The organism is Thermotalea metallivorans, from assembly GCF_001562415.1.
GTDB classification, from domain to species: domain Bacteria; phylum Bacillota; class Clostridia; order Peptostreptococcales; family Thermotaleaceae; genus Thermotalea; species Thermotalea metallivorans.
In genome coordinates, this window is record NZ_LOEE01000030.1 from 96,334 (window position 1) to 115,149 (window position 18,816).

Here is an 18,816-nt window from a genome sequence, read left to right on the forward strand (position 1 = left end):
GGATTTTGCTATGAATTGTCCATTTTGTGAATACTTTGAAACAAAGGTAGTAGATTCGAGACCGACAGAGGAAGGACATGCCATTCGACGGCGAAGGGAATGCGGCAAATGCAAAAAGAGATTTACAACCTATGAAAAAGTGGAAGAAATACCCCTCATGGTTGTAAAAAGAGATGGTACGCGGGAGGCATATAATCGAAACAAGGTCTTAAATGGGATGATTCGTGCTTGTGAAAAAAGACCTGTATCCCTGAAGGATATGGAAGCGATGATTGACAATGTGGAAAGGGATCTGCATAATACAATGGAAAAGGAGATCGCCAGTACATATATAGGGGAACTGGTGATGCATCGGCTCAAGGATTTGGATGAAGTAGCCTATGTAAGATTTGCTTCTGTTTACAGACAATTCAAGGATATCAATACATTTATGGAAGAGCTTAAGAAGTTATTGAATGAAAAATAGTATTTCAGCATATGAATATGGAAAATCTTAAGGCAAGTTGTACAGCAACTTGCTATTATTTTAAGAATGGGAAGGAGAGAACGTCACATGAAGGGGAACTTGACAATTCATCAAAAAAATGATTTGATATATTTTACCATTCCATCCTTTGATCAGACAGGCCTTGTGCAACATTGTTTTACAAGCAGGATAGGGGGAGTAAGCAAGGGAAGTAATTATGCTTTGAATTTAAGCTTTAAAACAGGGGATGATAGGGAGAACGTGCTGGAGAACTATAGGCGAGTATGTGATGCCTTGGAGATATCTGTCTATGATTTGGTTTTATCTGATCAGGTTCATGGAGATCGTATCAAGGTTGTTACGGAAGAAGATCGGGGAAAGGGAATTGTGGTGGATAGTGATGTAAGGGAGATTGATGCCCTGATTACCAACAGGAGAAATATTGGGTTGGTGACCCTATATGCCGACTGTGTCCCTATATTTTTATTAGATCCTAAGCAAAAAGTGATTGCTTTGGCCCATGCCGGATGGAAGGGAACGATGCTGAAAATTGGAGCGAAGGTAGTCGGAAAAATGATGGAACAATTTCAAACAAATCCAAAGGATTGCCTGGCTGCTATAGGACCGTCTATCGGAAAATGTTGTTATGAGGTGGATCAACAAGTCGCAGAGAAATTTAACGAAAAATTTACAAACCCTAGCAAATTTGCAATTTCTAAAGGAGATAATAAATATATGCTGGATTTGTGGCAGGCGAACAAAAGTATCCTGGAGGAAATAGGCATTTTAGAAAGAAATATAACTGTAGGAGAAATTTGTACCCAATGCAATGATGAGATATTGTTTTCTTATCGAGCTGACCAGGGAAGAACGGGAAGGATGGCGGCGATTTTGCAGCTAAAATAAATATGCCGGGAGGAGAGGTTTTATGAGCAGAAAAAAGGTGCTTGTCGTGGATGACGAGCAGCATATCGTGGAACTGATTCAGTTTAATCTGGAAAATAGCGGCTTTGATGTGCTTGCCAGTGATAATGGAGAGGATGCCCTAAAGATTGCCATAGAAGAAGTCCCCGATGTCATTATTTTAGATTTAATGTTGCCGGGAATGGACGGATTCGAGGCTTGCAAAAAAATAAGAAGCCATGAGAAAACCGGCAAGATTCCCATTATCATGCTTACGGCCAAAAGTGAAGAAACTGATAAAGTCCTTGGCTTAGAGCTTGGTGCCGACGATTACTTGACAAAGCCCTTCAGTGTCAGGGAACTGGTGGCAAGAATAAAAGCCGTTTTGAGAAGGTTTGAAGAAATTCCAAAGGAAGCCGGCAAAATCATAAAGATTCATGATATCACCATAGACACAGAAAAACATGAAGTAATGAAAGGATCTAAGGTATTGGACCTAACCTTAAAGGAATTTGAGCTTTTAAAAATACTTGCTGAAAACCGGGGCAAAGTCCTTTCAAGAAATTTTTTACTGGATGAGGTCTGGGGATATGATTATTTTGGCGAGACGAGAACTGTGGATGTACATATTCGGCATCTAAGAAAAAAAATTGAGGATAATGATAAACATCCTGTATATATTGAAACCATCAGAGGGATTGGATATAAAATGAAACAGGTGAAGTAGATGCAGAAAAGAATATTTTTTACTTATACCATACTATTGCTTGTGGGGATCATTATTTCCGGGGTTCTTACTTTAGGTTTTATCAAGGGAAGCTATCTAAAAGCAATGGAAAGGATGCTGATCAGCAGCGGAAATCTAGTCAATCAATTTATAGAAGATAAAATAGAGGAAGATCCTTTTTACAATATTAATTTTTCTGAACTGGCCCATAAATATGCGAAACAAGCAAATGCCCGGGTGACTTTTATCAATAATAACGGGTTGGTCATCGGGGATTCGGAAATTCCACCGGAGCAACTCCCCAATATTGAAAGCCATTTGTACCGGCCGGAGGTGCAAGCGGCATTGAAAGGATCCATCGGCAGGAGCAATCGCTATAGTGCTACGACGCAGGTAAATTATTTATATATTGCCGTACCGATTAGGGTAAAAGGCAGGATCTTCGGAGTCACCCGATTGGCTTTTCCTCTAACGGAGATTAATAAACTGAATTTGAAGCTTCTGCAAAGCACCCTGATTGCTGCTTTGTGTGGGCTGGTGGTTGCCACTATTTTAGGTTACCGATATGTAAATAATGTAACAAAGCCCATCAAAGAAATTACAAAGTCGGCACAAAAAATAGCCAATGGAGATTTCAAAAACAGGGTGTATGTAAAAAGCAGTGATGAAATAGGTATATTGGCGGATACCTTTAACTTGATGGCGGCAAAACTCAATGAAACGATTTCGGAATTATGGGATAAAAACACAAAGCTGCAGTCCACATTGGCCAGTATGAATGAAGCACTATTTGCCGTAGACAACAACTATAAGATTATCTTGATCAATCCTGTTGCCAAGTCTCTTTTTAAGATATGCGATGAAGATGTAATAGGAAAGCATATTTTGGAAGTCATCAGAAGCAATAAGCTCCATGAGATTTTAAAGGAGATGTTGAACAGTCAGAGGGTAGGGCAAAAAGAGATTACGATGGATTATCCGGAAACAAGGATATTGAAAATTTATACAAACTTTATTCGATTAGATAGGGATCCCAATCGGATTATCGGAATCATGGCTTTGATCCAGGATGTTACGGAGATGAGGAAACTTGAAAACATGCGGTCGGAATTTGTAGCCAATGTATCCCATGAGTTGAAAACGCCTTTGACTTCCATTGCAGGTTTTATAGAGACCCTAAAAAGCGGTGCCATTGACAATGAGAAGGTTAGAAAGCGATTTTTGGATATTATCGAAATAGAAACGGAAAGATTGGGGCGTCTCATCGATGACCTACTGAGCCTGTCGGCCATAGAAAACAATAAGTTTTCATTGACGCGAGAAGAGATCAATGTGAATGAAGTCATCACGGAAATTAACGATATGGTGGAGGGCTTGGTAACTCAAAAACACATCCATTATCATGTGGAAGTGGAGGCTTCATTACCGCCGATTGTCGGAAATCGGGATTGGTTTAAACAAATGATGCTCAATCTTATAGACAATGCCATCAAGTATACTCCTGAGGGGGGTACGGTGAAAGTTTTAGCTTACAAAAAGTATGACAACCTTTTTCTTGTTGTAAAGGATACGGGAATAGGTATACCGAAGCAAGATATACCCAGATTGTTTGAGCGGTTTTATAGGGTGGATAAGGCTCGATCTAGAAAAATTGGGGGGACGGGCCTGGGATTGGCTATTGTAAAACACATTGTTTTGTCATTGAATGGTGAGATAAGGGTTAGCAGTGAATTGAATAAGGGATCGGAGTTTACCGTAAGAATTCCTCTTTTAGGACAAAGAAGCTAGTAGTTCCCATAGCTTCTTTGTATTTTTGGGGAATTTACAAGAATTTAACAGGCAGTTTATGTTGTCTTAACATAGCCAAATTATACTGATACTTGTGAATGTGAATTTAAAATATCACATTGCGATAGGAAGAATAGAATGAAAAAAATTAATTTCACCAAATGGATGGGGGAAACGAAGATGAAAAGGATTTTGTTGTTAGTACTGGTATTGATGTTGGCTATGGCGGTGCTGGCAGGGTGCGGAGGAAAAACGGAAGCTCCTGAAGGGCAGCAGCCTGCTGAGCAATCTCAAAAAGAAGGAAAATTATCCGGTAAGATTGTAATTGCAGGTTCTACATCTGTACAACCATTGTCTGATGAATTGGCGGCTGTATTCAGAGAAAAATATCCCAATGTACAAATTGAGGTTCAAGGCGGCGGTTCAAGTGTTGGTGTAAAATCTGCCATCGATAAGATTGCAGATATTGGAGCATCTTCAAGGGAATTAAAAGAGGAAGAGAAAGCAGCCGGCTTGACTGAATATGTGATTGCAAAGGACGGTATTGCCGTTATTGTGAATCCTGCCAATAAAGTAGAGAATTTGACAATGGAGCAAATCAAAAAGATTTTTACAGGGGAAATTACAAACTGGAAGGAAGTTGGGGGAGCGGATAAGGCAATTACTGTTGTATCCAGAGAAGAAGGTTCCGGTACTAGGGGAGCTTTTATTGAAATCACGGGTGTCGAAGGAAAAGATGCATCCGGCAATAAGGCAGATTTGACAACAAAAAATGCTTTGGTGCAGCCCTCTACGGGCGCGGTGAAGCAAACAGTGGCAAATACTCCCGAGGCAATCGGATATGTATCCATGGGAGCACTGGATGATATGGTGAAAGCCGTGAAGGTAGAAGGTGTAGAAGCTACGGAAGAAAATGTAAAAAATGGTACATTTAAAATCTCAAGACCATTCTTGTATCTGACAAAGGGTGAAGAGAGTGAAGTGGTAAAGGCATTTATCCAATTTGTATTAGGCGAAGGACAAGAAGTTGTTAAGAAAGAATACATTACTGTAAAATAGAGCAATAACTGAATCATCGGGAACATGAGACGATCCTCCCATTTTCTGCAAAAAATATAAAGGCGGTAATACCGTCTTTATATTTTTTGCTTTAGCATAAAAAAGCATCATTTAGAATATTTAACATGGATTTAACAATAGCTTAATCTTCCAATAACGAATTCGCCATAGAATGAAAGATGGGAGCGAAAGAAATTTGGAAGGAGACTTACAATGAAGAAGTACGAGAAAACAATAGAAATTGTCCTCTTGATCAGCGCAACAGTTGCTACTTTGTCTGTTTTTCTGATTACTTTCTTTATCTTTAAAGAAGGGCTGCCGTTGCTGTTGGATTATGGTATCACAAACTTTGTTTTTGGCAAGGATTGGGCTCCTACCAACGGCAAATACGGTGCATTTCCCATGATTGCTGGTTCCGTATCGGTAACAGTTGGAGCGTTGGTTATCGGTGTACCCGCGGGAATTGCCTGTGCCATCTTCTTGGCAGAAATTGCACCCAAATCCGTTGTAAAATTCTTGAAACCCGCAGTTGAGCTATTGGCAGGAATACCTTCTGTAGTATACGGTTTTTTTGGATTATCTGTATTCGTGCCCATGATTCGAAATTATATATTGCCCATGGTGCAAAAATGGAATCCTAATGCATATACTTCCGGATATAGTATATTAGGCGGTTCCATGATTTTGGCAATTATGATTTTGCCCACAATTATCAATATCTCTGAAAATTCTATTCGTGCGGTACCGATTGAATATAAACAAGGTTCTTTAGCTTTAGGAGCATCCCGTTTTGAAACCATTGCTAAGGTCATTTTGCCTGCAGCAAAGTCCGGCGTTGTTGCTTCGGTGGTATTGGGCATGGGCAGGGCAGTGGGAGAGACCATGGCGGTTATATTAATCACAGGGAATATGCCGAAGGTTCCCGGGAACGTACTGGATTCGGTAGCTACCCTGACAGGAACTATTGCCATGGAAATGGGATATGCTACACCAACCCATCAAAAAGCGTTATTTGCCATGGGGATTGTTTTGTTTGTGTTTATTATGTTGTTAAATATGATGGCTACCTGCACAAAGAGGAAGCTAGGAGGAGAATAAAATGGTGGAGATGGGGATGAGCAAAATCATCACTACGAATAAAAAGATGAAAATAAATATAAAAGAGAAACTATGGTATTTTTTCATCTATCTCTCGGCTTTATTTACATTGATTGCTCTGCTGTCGATCATTGGGTATATATTGATGAACGGAGCGAAGCATATCCATTGGGAATTTTTTGTAAAAGAACCCAGCAGCATGGGGAGGGAAGGCGGAATCTTCTCTATTATTGTGGGTACCCTTTATTTAACCTTGGTGTCCATTGTTATTGCAACACCTATTGGTGTCGCTGGGGCAATCTATTTAACAGAGTACGCCAAAGAAAACAGATTGGTAAGGATCATTCGATTTGGTACAGAAACTTTGGCAGGAATACCGTCCATCATATTTGGTCTTTTTGGTTTTGTTTTCTTTGTTGTATTTTTGGGTTTTCGCTGGTCGATTCTGTCAGGGGGACTAACTCTCGCCATGATGATTTTGCCGACTTTGCTGCGGGCTACAGAGGAATCGTTGAAAACAGTGCCCCAATCCTACAGGGAAGGCAGTTTGGCTTTGGGCGCTACCAAATGGCAAACCATTATGAAGGTTGTATTGCCAAGCAGTGTGTCAGGAATCTTGACTGGATTGATTTTAGGCATAGGCAGGGCCGTAGGGGAGACGGCGGCTGTGATGCTGACGGCGGGAAGCTCCTTAGGATTGCCTAAATCCATTATGGATCCTGCAAGGACCATGTCTGTGCATCTTTATCTGCTGGCCTCTGAGGGTTTATCGAAGGAAAAAACTTTTGCTACTGCCACGGTATTGGTCATATTTGTAGTCATAATTAATTGCTTTGCAAATATTTTGGCCAATAAATATATGAAAAAGACAAAGGTTGAGTCTTAGGAGGGGGACCGAAAATGGTGAATAGAACGAAAATAAAAGTAAATAGTTTGAATCTTTTTTATGGGGATTTCCAAGCCTTGATCGATATCAACATGGATATTATAGAAAACAAAGTAACAGCTTTGATTGGTCCCTCAGGATGTGGGAAATCTACTTTTCTAAGAACATTGAATCGGATGAACGACTTGATTGTCAATGCAAGGATCGAGGGAAAAGTTTTGTTGGATGAATTAGATATTTACAGTGAAAAATGTGATTTGATACAACTCCGAAAAAGTGTAGGCATGGTGTTTCAAAAACCCAATCCCTTCCCGAAAACTGTCTATGAAAATGTGGCCTATGGACCTAGGATTCATGGAATCAAAGAAAAATCAAAATTAGATGAAATTGTGGAAAAAAGTCTTCGGGGAGCCGCTTTGTGGGATGAGGTGAAGGACAGATTAAATAGGCCTGCCTTGGGATTATCGGGGGGCCAGCAGCAAAGACTATGTATTGCAAGGTGTTTGGCCGTTGAGCCCGATGTATTGCTAATGGATGAGCCTACTTCGGCCCTAGACCCCATTTCTACATTAAAAATCGAAGATTTATTAGAAGAATTGAAAAAGAATTATACCATTGTTATTGTTACCCACAACATGCAGCAGGCCGGGAGGGTTTCAGACTATACTTCTTTTTTCTTAAACGGTGAGATCATAGAAACGGATTTAACGGACAATATCTTTTCTAAGCCGAGAGATAAGAGAACAGAGGATTATATCACCGGCAGATTCGGTTAAAATCTATTATTGGAGGAAAAAGATATGCCTAGATTGCATTTGTCAAATGAATTAGGAAAATTACATGATGATTTGCTGAAAATGGGACGTATGGTAGAAGAAGCAATTTTGGATGCAATTCAATCTTTAAAAAATCAAGATGTTGTTTTGGCTCAAAAAGTGATTGATGGGGACAAAGCCATCAACCGGATGGAAGAGGATATAGAGGATAAGTGTATTAAGCTGATTGCCACCCAACAGCCTATGGCCATAGACTTAAGGGAGATCTGCTCTATATTGCGGCTCATTGTTGATTTGGAAAGGATGGCGGATCATGCCGCTGATATTGCTAAGACCACCATTCGTTTATCCAATGAAAAATACGTAAAACCACTGATTCATATTCCTCGTATGGCGGATCTTGCGGCAGAGATGGTGGCCCAATCTTTGGATGCTTTTGTAAAGAAAGACGTTGATTTAGCCAAAAAGACTTGGGCGTTGGATAAAGAGATTGACAGCATTTATAAAGGAGTATACAACGAGTTGATTATGATTATGATTGATGACCAGGAGAAAATTGCTCAATCCACCTATTTTCTCTTTATCTGCAAACATCTGGAGAGAATTGCCGATTATGCAAAAAACGTTTGTGAAAAAGTAGTGTATATTCAAACCGGCGACTATTGGATGAAGTAGATAGAATTTATTCTTGAAAAACAGTCTTTATGATCTATAGAGACTGTTTGTTTTTTTTTTAGACATAGAAAGGGTGTATTCGGACAAATAATAAAGAGTAGATCTATAGCAGCGAATATGAGAAGAAGGAGGAGGGGAACGATGGAAAATTTCAGTGTAATCATTATACCATCTTTGGCGATGGGATTGCTGGCGAGACTATATATGATTCGCATTGATCATAGGCAATATCCAAGCTATCCACAGGGGCTGATATCCCACTTGACGTTAGGGGTTATTGCTGCAGCCTTGGGATCAGTGGCATTGCCTGCCCTGTTGAGCAAAGAGTTTGGTGCGGTAACGTTTCTGGCCTTGGCAGCTCAGCAATTTCGCGATGTAAGAAATATGGAAAGACAGAGTTTGGATAACATTGAACCTACAGAATTGGTGCCAAGGGGAACGGCTTATATAGAAGATATTGCCAAAGCCTTTGAGGCCCGCAACTACATGGTCATTATTACATCCCTTGTGACCAGTATTTTTATATATCTTGTCCAATGGAGAAAAGGAGCGGCTCTTGTACAGGTATTGATTGGCATATTGGCAGGAATCTTCACCATGATTCTTTTAAAGAAAATGCTAAAGAGACAAACAATTGCAGAGATTGCGGAAGTAAAGGCCGGTAAGATTCATTTTGAGGGACCGCTGCTCATGGTAAATGATACGGCGATCATGAATATAGGCTTAAAAAGTGCCAGAAAAATATATGAAGAGAATGGCATTGCCATAGAAATTATTCCTAAGGATGCGAATGCCAACGCGACCCTGGCCAATATAGGACAAAGACAGGCAATTCAACATAATGTTACAGTTCACTTAGGAATTCGAAAGGACGTGGATGAGCCGGAATTTACGCCTATTGCAAGAAGAAACCCTCATAACGGTAATATTGTCATGGCCATTGTGCCAGCAGAAAAAGATATGGACTTGCTGATAGCGGCAGTAAAGGGGACCCCTGTCCTAGAGACGGCCAAAAGAAAACCTTTATCGTCCCGGTTGAGAAGCTAACAAACAGAAAGGAGAAGCAACAATGGATTTCGGTATCAAAGACAGCATTATCGCCATTATTACCTTGGACAGGAATATGGTGTCCTCTAGTACCATACCTGTATTTTATGCCAATACGGAGGAACAACAGGAAAGAATTGCCCTTCTTATTGCGAAGATCACCATGGGGATGGTCCATGATTTAGAAAACGGATCCTATGTGGTGGTGCGCCATTAGAAATATAATAAATGCCTTGACGCTAAAGGATGTTCCATGATAATATTACTAAACGTAGTACAACAGGTAAATTTTGTGCTATAATATTAGTATCAGGTACTAAAACTAGATTTTAAGTAGGTGCTTTTATGTTTGAAGGATCTTATGAAAATATTATTTCGGAGGTATCCCCCCAGAGTATTGCCGAAAACATAGGCATTCAAAAAGGAGACGTCCTCCTTAAGATTAACGGACAACCCATTGAAGACATCATTGAATATATGTTTTATATTGCCGATGAGTATCTGGAAATAGAGATAAAGAAATCCGATGGCAAGGTGAAAACATATAAGATATATAAAGAATACGATGAGGATTTGGGCATTATTTTTGAAAACCCAATTATTGATAAAGCAAAAAGCTGTAGAAACCAATGCATTTTTTGTTTCATCGATCAACTGCCGCCCCATATGAGGGAAACTTTGTATTTTAAGGACGATGACTCTCGGTTGTCCTTTCTACAGGGAAATTTTATTACGTTAACGAACATGTCTGATGAAGATATAGAAAAAATTATCAGGTATCGCATTAGTCCCATCAATGTTTCTATTCATACCACAGATCCGGATCTGAGGGTCAGGATGCTGAATAACAAAAGGGCAGGCAATATTTATGAGCGTCTTCAAAAGCTTACGAAGGCAGGCATCAGGATCAACGGGCAGATTGTACTTTGTCCCCATGTAAACGACGGGGAAAATCTAGATCGTACGATAGGGGACCTGGCATCCTTATATCCATCTTTGGAAAGTGTAGCTGTCGTGCCTGTGGGCGTCACCCGTTTTCGTGAAAATTTGTATCCTCTGGAGACCTATCGTGAAGATACTGCCAGGAAAGTGATTGAACAAATAGAAAACTGGCAGCAGAAACTTTATGGAAAAATCCATACCCGGTTTGTATTTTTATCTGATGAGTTTTATGTGATTGCCAAAAAAACACTGCCTCCCTATGAGGCCTATGAGGATTTTCTGCAAATTGAAAATGGTGTTGGTCTTATGGCCATGTTTGCCCATGAGTTTTATGACAGATTGCAAGAAATTCCTTTCATAGAAGCCCATGGAAAAGAAATCGCCGTAGTGACAGGGGTATCTGCCGCACCCTTTATATCAAGGCTGTGCAAGGAGATTGAAAAAAGGATAAAAAATTTAAGAATTGATGTTTATCCCATAGAAAACCATTTCTTCGGGACCACCATCACAGTGGCAGGATTGGTTACGGGGCAGGATATTATCAAACAGTTGAAGGATAAGGAGTTAGGAGAAAAAATGATAATTCCGGAGTCCATGTTAAAGGCCGGAGAAACGATTTTTTTAGATGATGTAACGGTAGAAGATTTGGAGAGGGAATTGCATGTAAAAATTGTTGTTTCAAAGGTTAGCGGCAGAAGTTTTGTTGACAAAATTTTAGAATAACGCTAATACTGGAGGGATTGTAATGGCAAAGCCAATTGTAGCAGTTGTTGGCAGACCCAACGTGGGAAAATCAACTTTTTTTAATCGAATTGCAGGAAAAAGGATTTCCATTGTGGAAGATCAGCCTGGAGTCACTAGGGATAGAATCTATACGGAAGCAGAATGGTTAAATATCCCCTTTACGATGATTGATACCGGTGGAATTGAACCCGATACAAAGGATATTATATTGTCGCAGATGAGAAAACAGGCTGAAATTGCTATTGAGACGGCCGATGTCATCGTCTTTATGGTGGATGGCAAAGAGGGATTGACGGCCGCCGATCAAGATGTTGCCAATATGCTGAGAAAAACAAAAAAACCTGTATTGCTGGTGGCAAACAAGGTAGATACAAAGGATTTACCCGATACATTTTATGATTTTTATCAGCTGGGATTAGGGGAACCTATGGCCATATCTTCGGCAAACGGCCTTGGGCTGGGTGATTTGCTGGACGAAATTGTTGCCAGATTTCCGAAACAGCAGGAAGATATTTATGAGGAGGATACAATCAAAGTAGCAGTAATCGGCAAACCAAACGTAGGAAAATCTTCAATTATCAATACGATTTTGGGAGAAGAACGGGTGATTGTCAGCGATATTGCCGGTACCACCCGAGACGCCATTGATACGCCTTTTACCCATGGGGAAGATAAATATGTTTTTATTGATACGGCAGGGATCAGAAGAAAAAGCAGAATCAATGAGAACATTGAGAAATATAGTGTGATCAGGTCACTTACAGCCATAGAGCGGGCGGATGTGTGTCTGTTGGTGATCGATGCATCAGAGGGTGTTACAGAACAAGACACAAAAATTGCAGGATATGCTCATGAACAGGGAAAGGCAACCATTATTGTAGTGAACAAATGGGATATCATTGAGAAGGATACGCGCACCATGAATCGATATATCAAGGATATTCGGGATCGCTTGGCTTTTATGTTGTATGCGCCCATTTTGTTTGTTTCGGCGAAAACTAAGCAAAGAATTCATCAAATCCTTGAAATGGTCAAATTTGTATCCAATCAACATGCCATGCGGGTGCAAACGGGAATGTTAAACGATGTCATCGGGGAGGCCACCCTATTAAATCAGCCGCCGTCCGACAAGGGCAAGAGATTAAAGATATACTATGCAACTCAGACTGCTGTACGGCCGCCTAAATTTATTATCTTTATCAATGACCGGGAATTGGCTCATTTTTCGTATACAAGATATCTGGAAAACAAAATACGTGAGGCCTTTGGTTTTGAGGGAACACCTATTTGGATTGAGTATAGGGAAAAAGGTGGGGATGAGTAATGTTGTGGAAGGTATTGGCAGTGATTTTAAGCTATTTTATTGGGAATTTTTCTACTTCTATCATTGTATCTAAGCTTTGGGCAGGTATCGACATCAGAAAATACGGGAGCGGCAATGCGGGGGCAACCAATGTGCTCAGAACTTTAGGATTGAAGGCAGGACTGGTTACCTTTGTGGGTGATGCCCTAAAGGCCATTCTTTCAGTATGGCTTGGCGATAAGTTGGGTGGTGAAAATGTTGCGTTACTTTGCGGTATTGCCGTAGTCATGGGACATAATTGGCCTCTTCTTTTAGGTTTTAAGGGCGGTAAAGGAATTGCATCTTCCATTGGCGTAGGTTTGTATGTACATCCTATGGTGGCGATCATTTGCATCGCCATTGGGATCTTGATTGTTGCAAAAACAAAATATGTATCCCTGGGCTCTGTAGTGGCAATCAGTTTGCTGCCGATCCTATTGTTGTTTGTTCAATTCAAGCTCTTTTTGTTCGGTTTGGCGTTAGCAGCCATGGCAATTTACAGGCACAGGGAAAATATTGACAGACTGCTCAAGGGAACGGAGCCAAAATTGGGACAGAAATCAAGAATTAAATAATCTCAAAGGGGGCCTTTTGATGAAGTCAAATATTTGTGTGATCGGGGCAGGAAGCTGGGGTACTGCCTTATCTATTTCTTTAGCCAAGAAAGGCCACAATATCAATTTGTGGATGCGAAGGGAAGAACAGTGGCTGAAAATGCAGGAGACAAGGGAGAATATCAAGTATCTTCCAGGAGTCCTTTTGCCGGATAATATAAAACTGCATCATAATATTCACAAAGCTCTGGAAAATGCAGATGTGATTTTGCTGACAGTTTCATCTCAAGGGGTAAGACAGACAATCTGTCAGGCAAAAGCTTCCATAGGGAATCATCAAATAATAGTAAATGCAGCAAAGGGTTTAGAGAATGCCACGCTGCTTCGCATTTCTGAGGTGGTTTCCCAGGAACTGCCTCAAAACCCCTATGCAGTTTTGTCAGGGCCATCCCATGCCGAGGAGGTATGCAGGGATATGCCTACTACTTTGGTGGTGGCATCCCATAAAAAAAGTACGGCGGAATATGTACAGGATATATTTATCTCTCCTAAACTGAGAGTATATACAAATCCTGATGTAATTGGGGTAGAACTTGGCGGGGCATTGAAGAATGTGATTGCCCTTGGGGCTGGTATATCCGATGGATTGGGATTCGGAGACAACGCAAAAGCAGCTCTAATGACAAGGGGAATTCGAGAAATTGCAAGGCTTGGACAGGTTATGGGAGCGGATATTGCTACTTTTGCGGGGTTGTCAGGCATTGGGGATTTGATTGTAACATGCACCAGCATGCACAGCAGAAATAGAAGATGCGGTATCCAGATCGGACAAGGAAAGAAGCTTGAAGAGGCTACACAATCTATCGGAATGGTGGTGGAAGGGGTCGTCACAACCAAAGTGGCTTATGAGCTATCGAAAAAATATAATGTAGAAATGCCTATCACCGCAGAAATATATAAAATTCTCTATGAAAATAAAGATGTGAAAGAGGCTGTGGTAAATTTGATGATGAGAAGTCGAACCCATGAAATGGAAGAAATTGTAGCAAATAAACATATTGAATGGTAAATATGAATAGAATCTTTGCAAAGATACCTAGAACAAAAATAGGTATCTTTATTTTTGCAATGGAAAATACTTTTGTTCTTTATGAGGGATGTCATATTATGATTTGGCTCGTCATATATATATAGTGTTAATACAGTCCCATAGGAGGGATGGACATTCATAATTATTTTATATATTTTTATATAAAATTTTATTATTAAAGGAGGGAAAAAAGCAGTGGAACGATTTGATATATATAAAGATATTGCAGATCGAACCCAGGGCGATATTTACATAGGAGTTGTAGGTCCGGTGCGAACAGGAAAATCAACGTTCATCAAAAGATTTATGGATTTATTGGTGCTGCCCAACATGGAAAACTCATATCGGAAGGAAAGGGCAAAGGATGAATTGCCTCAAAGTGGTGCCGGGAAAACCATTATGACCACTGAACCTAAATTTATTCCAAACGAGGCCGTGGAACTGACCTTAAAGGATAATGCAAAATTTAAGGTACGGCTGGTGGATTGTGTGGGATATTTGGTCAAGGGAGCCCTCGGACATCAAGAAAACGGAAAACCAAGGATGGTTACAACACCATGGTATGAGAAGGAAATTCCCTTTGAGGAAGCTGCTGAAATAGGAACAAAGAAAGTGATTACAGACCACTCCACCATCGGCTTGGTTGTAACCACTGACGGCAGCATTACGGAAATTCCGCGGGAAGATTATGTGGAAGCGGAAGAAAGGGTAGTAAAAGAGCTGAAAGAATTGAATAAACCTTTTATCATGATCTTAAACTCTACAAATCCTTCATCGGAAGATGTTCTCAAATTAAGGGGCCAATTGGAGAGCAAATATTCCGTGCCGGTGGTGGCTGCAGATTGTGCAAGGATGAGCATGGAAAATGTAAATGAGATCTTAGAAAACGTATTGTTTGAATTCCCTATTCAAGAGATCAATATCACACTGCCCGGTTGGGTGGAAGGCCTTGAAAACAGCCATTGGCTCAAAAATAAGATTGTTACTTCCGTAAAGCAGTGGGCAAAGGATGTAAAGAAAATCAATGATGTGCGAGAAGCAGTTAGTAAATTCATGGAAGAGGAAGTAATCTCTGAGGCTGTTCTCCATGATATTAAGCTGGGCGAAGGGATTGCCCATATCCAAATGAAAACAAAGGAAGGCCTATTCTATCATATACTGGAGGAGGTAACAGGCTATCGCATTGAAGGAGATCATCAATTGTTGGGGTTAATCAAAGAATTTTCTAGGGCAAAGAAGGAATATGACAAGGTCGAAAAGGCATTGAAAGATGTGAAGGAAACGGGGTACGGCTTGGTACCGCCAAGCTTAGAAGAGTTAGAACTGGAAGAACCGGAAATCTTCAGACACGGCAATCGTTTCGGTGTAAAGCTAAGAGCCAATGCCCCTTCTTTACACCTGATCAGGGCAGATATTGCCACAGAAGTTTCCCCAATCGTAGGAACAGAAAAGCAAAGCGAGGAACTTTTAAAATACCTGTTGGATGAATTCCAGTCAGATCCCACGAAGATTTGGCAAACCAATATGTTTGGAAAATCTCTTCATGATTTGGTGAAGGAACAACTTCAAAACAAGTTGTTTATGATGCCCGAGGATGCGAGGAACAAAATGCAGCGAACACTTCAGAAAATTATCAATGAGGGAAGCGGCGGCTTGATTTGTATTATCCTTTAGGATGAAAGGCATAGATAGGATAGAACCTGTCTATGCTTTATTTATTCTGATTTTCTAAAAAATATAAAAAAACTACTTGAAAATTATCTGCAATTGTTTTATAATGTAATATGTCTGAAAAAACATCTGATTTACGGTTGTTACAATAAAAGGTTTCATACACTTCGTCTGGGTGTGGCGCAGTTTGGTAGCGCGCTAGAATGGGGTTCTAGAGGCCCCGGGTTCAAGTCCCGGCACTCAGACCAATCAAGTCAACATTAAAGCTATGACAACAATCATAGCTTTAATGTTTTTGTTGATGTATGTTTTGGGTGCCAACGGGTTTATGGTAAAAGGAGTGATGAGAGGGATGGATATCGGATATTTGTTGGATATATTGTGGATGCTTTTTGCCATTTCTGTCATAGGTTATCTGCTGTGTGTTTTCAAGGAAAAATACTATTTATGGCATAATAAGATACTGATTGACAGCAAAGGAATTACAGAAGAGCATATCAATGAAATAGATACAAATTATTTCAGGGTAGGCAATGTAGAGATGATGGCCGGTGATGAAATTAAAATTTATTTCAACAACAAAAGCAAGTTAAGAGGAATTGTGCTGGGCGCAAAAATCCAAGAAAACAGTTTATTGATTATTACACCAAAGGATACCGTCGAAATGGTGGAGTTGAAAAATATTAAATCTTTTAAAATTATCAATAAGTATGGAAAACTATTCAATCGATTTTAGACTACGAGGGGGTAGTTTTAGCTTGTAGACAAACCCTTGAGATTTGGCTTCCTGTTCAGACCTGCCCCGCTTTTCTAAATAAAAATTACGGAAAAAAAGCGGCTTGCTGATTCGCTACGAAGGCTAAATCTCAGGGGTTCTTACTTATCCCATTACTTTTTCTACAGACTGGACTACTAGGGGTAGTCTTTTTTTATGCAGAAGGTTGGGACTCCAATACTAAGTTAAAATTAATGGGATTTCGTTGAAGGAAATATGGTGCCCATGAAGAATTATTAGAATGTATGTCAATCATTAAAATGACGCAGTAGGTGAAGAAACTTTGGGAAAAAAAGATGGTAAAGGCCGAAAGAAGCGAAATAAATTTTATTATTTTTTCTTTGGAATAGTGATTTTATACTTGTTGGTAAAATTTATACCTGTTGTCATGTCTACTACAATAGAAACGGATATTGTGAAATTTGGCAACATTCAAGTGGTTCATCAACTGAATTGCTATGTGATTAGAAATGAGAAAGTGGTAAAATCAAATCATGAGGGCAGTATCAAATATTTTGTGCAAGACGGAGAAAAAGTAGAAAAAGGGTACAAGATTACGGAGATATATAAAGACACCGTTGATCAAACCACCAGAAAGAAGCTGGAGATTATCAATCAGAGAATTGAAAGTTTAAATGAAAACAAGGAAAATTTATTTGAGCATGACGTGCAGAAGTTGGAAAGAGATATAAATAAATTAATTCATGACTTGAAAGAATATAAAGAGAAAGAGGAATTTATAAAAGTTGAGGAACTGAAGAAGGAATTAAATAACAAACTGGAGAAAAAAAGAATTATTGCTGGAGATAAAAGTTTCGCCGGAAAAAATTTAGAAGCGTTGAAACAAGAACAGCAGCAGTTGGAAATGAAACTGAATCATGCCATTGTGACGGTAGTTAGTCCGGAATCCGGCATGATCAGTTACTACATAGATGGATATGAAGAAATTCTGAATCCCATGAATATGGTTGCAATTCAATTTGAAGAGTTAAAGCAGCGGCGAAGTCAGGTCATGGACCTGCGGCGGGAAAAGGTCATCAGTGGACAACCCCTGTTTAAAGTTGTAGATAATAATGTGTGGTATTTGGTTGCTTGGGTTGAAAAAGATCTTGTGAGCAGCTATAAGGCAGGAAAAAAAGTGACGATAAAATTCCCCAAAGATCAAATCACAGGTGAGATTTTTAAAGTTATTGAAAACGATGAAAATGGAATGATTATTTTTAAAATGGACGAATTTATAGAGGATTTTCATAGAATCCGAAATATCCAAGCAGAAGCGATAGTCGTCAACTATGAGGGCTTGAAGATTCATAATGACAGCATCATAGAACGAGATGGGAAAAAAGGCGTTTTTGTGGTGGATGTCAGTAGATTTGCCCGTTTTAAACCCATAAAAGTTATTGGTTATGATGATGCATATACGATCATTCAAAACAATATTTTCTATGAAAAAGAAGGAGAGGATGTCAAAGCCGTAGAAACGGTAAAATTATATGATGAAGTTCTGAGAAATGCTTCTAGGATAAAGGAAGGGCAATTCGTCTATTAATTCGTAGAATTGTTAAGGAGGTAAAGAATGTCGTATATCAAAGACAATATCATGGATATAGAAAAAGAAATTCAAGAAATATGTCATCGTATGGGCAGAGCACCAAAAGAGGTTCAATTAATTGCCGTTACGAAAACAATAGATACAGAACGCATTCGTGAAGCCATCGTCCATGGAATTACGGATGTAGGAGAAAATAAGGTTCAGGAGATTCTGAGCAAATACGATGGTGTAAAAAATGTTCGATGGCATATGATTGGACATTTGCAGACCAACAAGGTAAAATATATCATTGATAAAGTTCAATTGATTCATTCCTTGGATCGATTCCATTTGGCAGAGGAAATTAACAAAAGGGCAAAGCAGATAAATCGGATTATGGATGTGCTGGTTCAAGTAAATATTGCCCAAGAAGAAACAAAGTTTGGGATTGATGCAAAGAATGTCTATGAATTTATTGAACAAATTCGTGGGCTGGAGCATATTCGGATCCAGGGGTTGATGGCCATGGCACCTTTTGTAGATGACCCTGAGGAAGTAAGAATTTATTTTAGAAAAATGAAGCAGCTATTTGATGAAATAAAGGAAAGAAATATACCAGGTGTTGAAATGAAGTATTTATCCATGGGAATGACCAACGATTATAAAGTGGCAATTGAAGAAGGATCCAATATGATTCGCATAGGAACCGGAATTTTCGGGAAAAGAAATTACCAAAAATAGC

At 39.6% G+C, this 18,816-nt stretch carries 19 protein-coding genes and 1 tRNA gene; all 20 read left to right on the forward strand.

Translation table 11 applies throughout. The features are described 5' to 3' along the window. Positions 1–10: 10 nt before the first annotated feature. The 20 genes from nrdR to AN619_RS07090 all read left to right on the forward strand — a co-directional run bounded on the left by nrdR (position 11) and on the right by AN619_RS07090 (position 18,815). A complete protein-coding gene (nrdR, locus tag AN619_RS06995; RefSeq protein WP_068556005.1) occupies positions 11–466 on the forward strand; it encodes a transcriptional regulator NrdR in 456 nt (151 codons plus the stop codon). Between the two features lie 87 nt (positions 467–553). Beyond that, positions 554–1,372 carry a peptidoglycan editing factor PgeF gene (gene pgeF, locus AN619_RS07000; RefSeq protein ID WP_068556006.1) on the forward strand — a complete coding sequence of 273 codons (819 nt, stop codon included), beginning with the start codon at positions 554–556 and terminating at the stop codon, positions 1,370–1,372. 22 nt (positions 1,373–1,394) lie between these two features. After that, on the forward strand, positions 1,395–2,096 hold the full coding sequence (locus tag AN619_RS07005; RefSeq protein ID WP_068556007.1) for a response regulator: 702 nt from the start codon (positions 1,395–1,397) through the stop codon (positions 2,094–2,096). Then, entirely contained in the window at positions 2,097–3,884 is a 1,788-nt protein-coding gene (gene pnpS / locus AN619_RS07010) for a two-component system histidine kinase PnpS (RefSeq protein ID WP_068556008.1), read from the forward strand. A 180-nt stretch (positions 3,885–4,064) separates the two neighbouring features. After that, positions 4,065–4,943 (forward strand): phosphate ABC transporter substrate-binding protein, encoded by an 879-nt coding sequence (locus AN619_RS07015; protein WP_157064943.1) that lies wholly within the window; start codon positions 4,065–4,067, stop codon positions 4,941–4,943. Between the two features lie 213 nt (positions 4,944–5,156). Then, positions 5,157–6,041: a phosphate ABC transporter permease subunit PstC gene (pstC, locus tag AN619_RS07020; RefSeq protein ID WP_068556009.1), complete on the forward strand. Its 885-nt coding sequence runs from the start codon at positions 5,157–5,159 to the stop codon at positions 6,039–6,041. Between the two features lies 1 nt (position 6,042). Continuing rightward, positions 6,043–6,927: a phosphate ABC transporter permease PstA gene (gene pstA, locus AN619_RS07025; RefSeq protein ID WP_242867342.1), complete on the forward strand. Its 885-nt coding sequence runs from the start codon at positions 6,043–6,045 to the stop codon at positions 6,925–6,927. Positions 6,928–6,941: 14 nt separating this feature from the next. Beyond that, positions 6,942–7,703, forward strand: coding sequence for a phosphate ABC transporter ATP-binding protein PstB (gene pstB / locus AN619_RS07030; RefSeq protein WP_068556010.1), 762 nt, complete (start codon positions 6,942–6,944; stop codon positions 7,701–7,703). 24 nt (positions 7,704–7,727) lie between these two features. Then, complete coding sequence (gene phoU / locus AN619_RS07035) at positions 7,728–8,378, forward strand: phosphate signaling complex protein PhoU (protein ID WP_068556011.1); 651 nt, start codon at positions 7,728–7,730, stop codon at positions 8,376–8,378. A gap of 141 nt (positions 8,379–8,519) precedes the next feature. Beyond that, entirely contained in the window at positions 8,520–9,425 is a 906-nt protein-coding gene (locus tag AN619_RS07040; RefSeq protein WP_068556012.1) for a YIEGIA family protein, read from the forward strand. A 22-nt stretch (positions 9,426–9,447) separates the two neighbouring features. Next, the gene (locus AN619_RS07045) at positions 9,448–9,642 is read left to right on the forward strand and encodes a capping complex subunit for YIEGIA (RefSeq protein ID WP_068556013.1); all 195 of its coding nucleotides are present in this window, start codon (positions 9,448–9,450) and stop codon (positions 9,640–9,642) included. A 128-nt stretch (positions 9,643–9,770) separates the two neighbouring features. Beyond that, a complete protein-coding gene (locus tag AN619_RS07050; RefSeq protein ID WP_068556014.1) occupies positions 9,771–11,090 on the forward strand; it encodes a DUF512 domain-containing protein in 1,320 nt (439 codons plus the stop codon). 22 nt (positions 11,091–11,112) lie between these two features. After that, on the forward strand, positions 11,113–12,435 hold the full coding sequence (gene der, locus AN619_RS07055) for a ribosome biogenesis GTPase Der (protein WP_068556015.1): 1,323 nt from the start codon (positions 11,113–11,115) through the stop codon (positions 12,433–12,435). Next, positions 12,435–13,028, forward strand: a complete 594-nt coding sequence (gene plsY, locus AN619_RS07060; RefSeq protein WP_068556016.1) for a glycerol-3-phosphate 1-O-acyltransferase PlsY — start codon at positions 12,435–12,437, stop codon at positions 13,026–13,028. Before der ends, plsY begins: the two co-directional genes overlap by 1 nt. A 19-nt stretch (positions 13,029–13,047) precedes the next feature. Continuing rightward, positions 13,048–14,076, forward strand: coding sequence for an NAD(P)H-dependent glycerol-3-phosphate dehydrogenase (locus AN619_RS07065; protein WP_068556017.1), 1,029 nt, complete (start codon positions 13,048–13,050; stop codon positions 14,074–14,076). A gap of 216 nt (positions 14,077–14,292) precedes the next feature. Next, positions 14,293–15,771, forward strand: a complete 1,479-nt coding sequence (spoIVA, locus tag AN619_RS07070; protein ID WP_068556018.1) for a stage IV sporulation protein A — start codon at positions 14,293–14,295, stop codon at positions 15,769–15,771. A 168-nt stretch (positions 15,772–15,939) separates the two neighbouring features. After that, positions 15,940–16,016 (forward strand) — tRNA-Pro (locus tag AN619_RS07075). A 104-nt stretch (positions 16,017–16,120) separates the two neighbouring features. Further along, a complete protein-coding gene (locus AN619_RS07080) occupies positions 16,121–16,504 on the forward strand; it encodes a hypothetical protein (RefSeq protein ID WP_068556019.1) in 384 nt (127 codons plus the stop codon). Positions 16,505–16,826: 322 nt separating this feature from the next. Continuing rightward, the gene (locus AN619_RS07085) at positions 16,827–18,092 is read left to right on the forward strand and encodes an HlyD family efflux transporter periplasmic adaptor subunit (protein ID WP_068556020.1); all 1,266 of its coding nucleotides are present in this window, start codon (positions 16,827–16,829) and stop codon (positions 18,090–18,092) included. Between the two features lie 27 nt (positions 18,093–18,119). After that, positions 18,120–18,815 (forward strand): YggS family pyridoxal phosphate-dependent enzyme, encoded by a 696-nt coding sequence (locus AN619_RS07090; RefSeq protein WP_068556021.1) that lies wholly within the window; start codon positions 18,120–18,122, stop codon positions 18,813–18,815. Position 18,816: the final 1 nt, after the last annotated feature.

Excerpts from the sequence above, each read along its gene's own strand:
- AN619_RS07045 (WP_068556013.1), top strand. The coding sequence starts at position 9,448 with ATGGATTTCGGTATCAAAGACAGCATTATCGCCATTATTACCTTGGAC.
- der (WP_068556015.1), top strand. The coding sequence starts at position 11,113 with ATGGCAAAGCCAATTGTAGCAGTTGTTGGCAGACCCAACGTGGGAAAA.
- pstA (WP_242867342.1), top strand. The coding sequence starts at position 6,043 with ATGGTGGAGATGGGGATGAGCAAAATCATCACTACGAATAAAAAGATG.
- AN619_RS07090 (WP_068556021.1), top strand. The coding sequence starts at position 18,120 with ATGTCGTATATCAAAGACAATATCATGGATATAGAAAAAGAAATTCAA.
- pnpS (WP_068556008.1), top strand. The coding sequence starts at position 2,097 with ATGCAGAAAAGAATATTTTTTACTTATACCATACTATTGCTTGTGGGG.
- AN619_RS07040 (WP_068556012.1), top strand. The coding sequence starts at position 8,520 with ATGGAAAATTTCAGTGTAATCATTATACCATCTTTGGCGATGGGATTG.
- AN619_RS07015 (WP_157064943.1), top strand. The coding sequence starts at position 4,065 with ATGAAAAGGATTTTGTTGTTAGTACTGGTATTGATGTTGGCTATGGCG.
- plsY (WP_068556016.1), top strand. The coding sequence starts at position 12,435 with ATGTTGTGGAAGGTATTGGCAGTGATTTTAAGCTATTTTATTGGGAAT.
- pgeF (WP_068556006.1), top strand. The coding sequence starts at position 554 with ATGAAGGGGAACTTGACAATTCATCAAAAAAATGATTTGATATATTTT.
- AN619_RS07065 (WP_068556017.1), top strand. The coding sequence starts at position 13,048 with ATGAAGTCAAATATTTGTGTGATCGGGGCAGGAAGCTGGGGTACTGCC.
- AN619_RS07050 (WP_068556014.1), top strand. The coding sequence starts at position 9,771 with ATGTTTGAAGGATCTTATGAAAATATTATTTCGGAGGTATCCCCCCAG.
- AN619_RS07080 (WP_068556019.1), top strand. The coding sequence starts at position 16,121 with ATGGATATCGGATATTTGTTGGATATATTGTGGATGCTTTTTGCCATT.
- phoU (WP_068556011.1), top strand. The coding sequence starts at position 7,728 with ATGCCTAGATTGCATTTGTCAAATGAATTAGGAAAATTACATGATGAT.
- pstC (WP_068556009.1), top strand. The coding sequence starts at position 5,157 with ATGAAGAAGTACGAGAAAACAATAGAAATTGTCCTCTTGATCAGCGCA.
- AN619_RS07005 (WP_068556007.1), top strand. The coding sequence starts at position 1,395 with ATGAGCAGAAAAAAGGTGCTTGTCGTGGATGACGAGCAGCATATCGTG.
- nrdR (WP_068556005.1), top strand. The coding sequence starts at position 11 with ATGAATTGTCCATTTTGTGAATACTTTGAAACAAAGGTAGTAGATTCG.
- pstB (WP_068556010.1), top strand. The coding sequence starts at position 6,942 with ATGGTGAATAGAACGAAAATAAAAGTAAATAGTTTGAATCTTTTTTAT.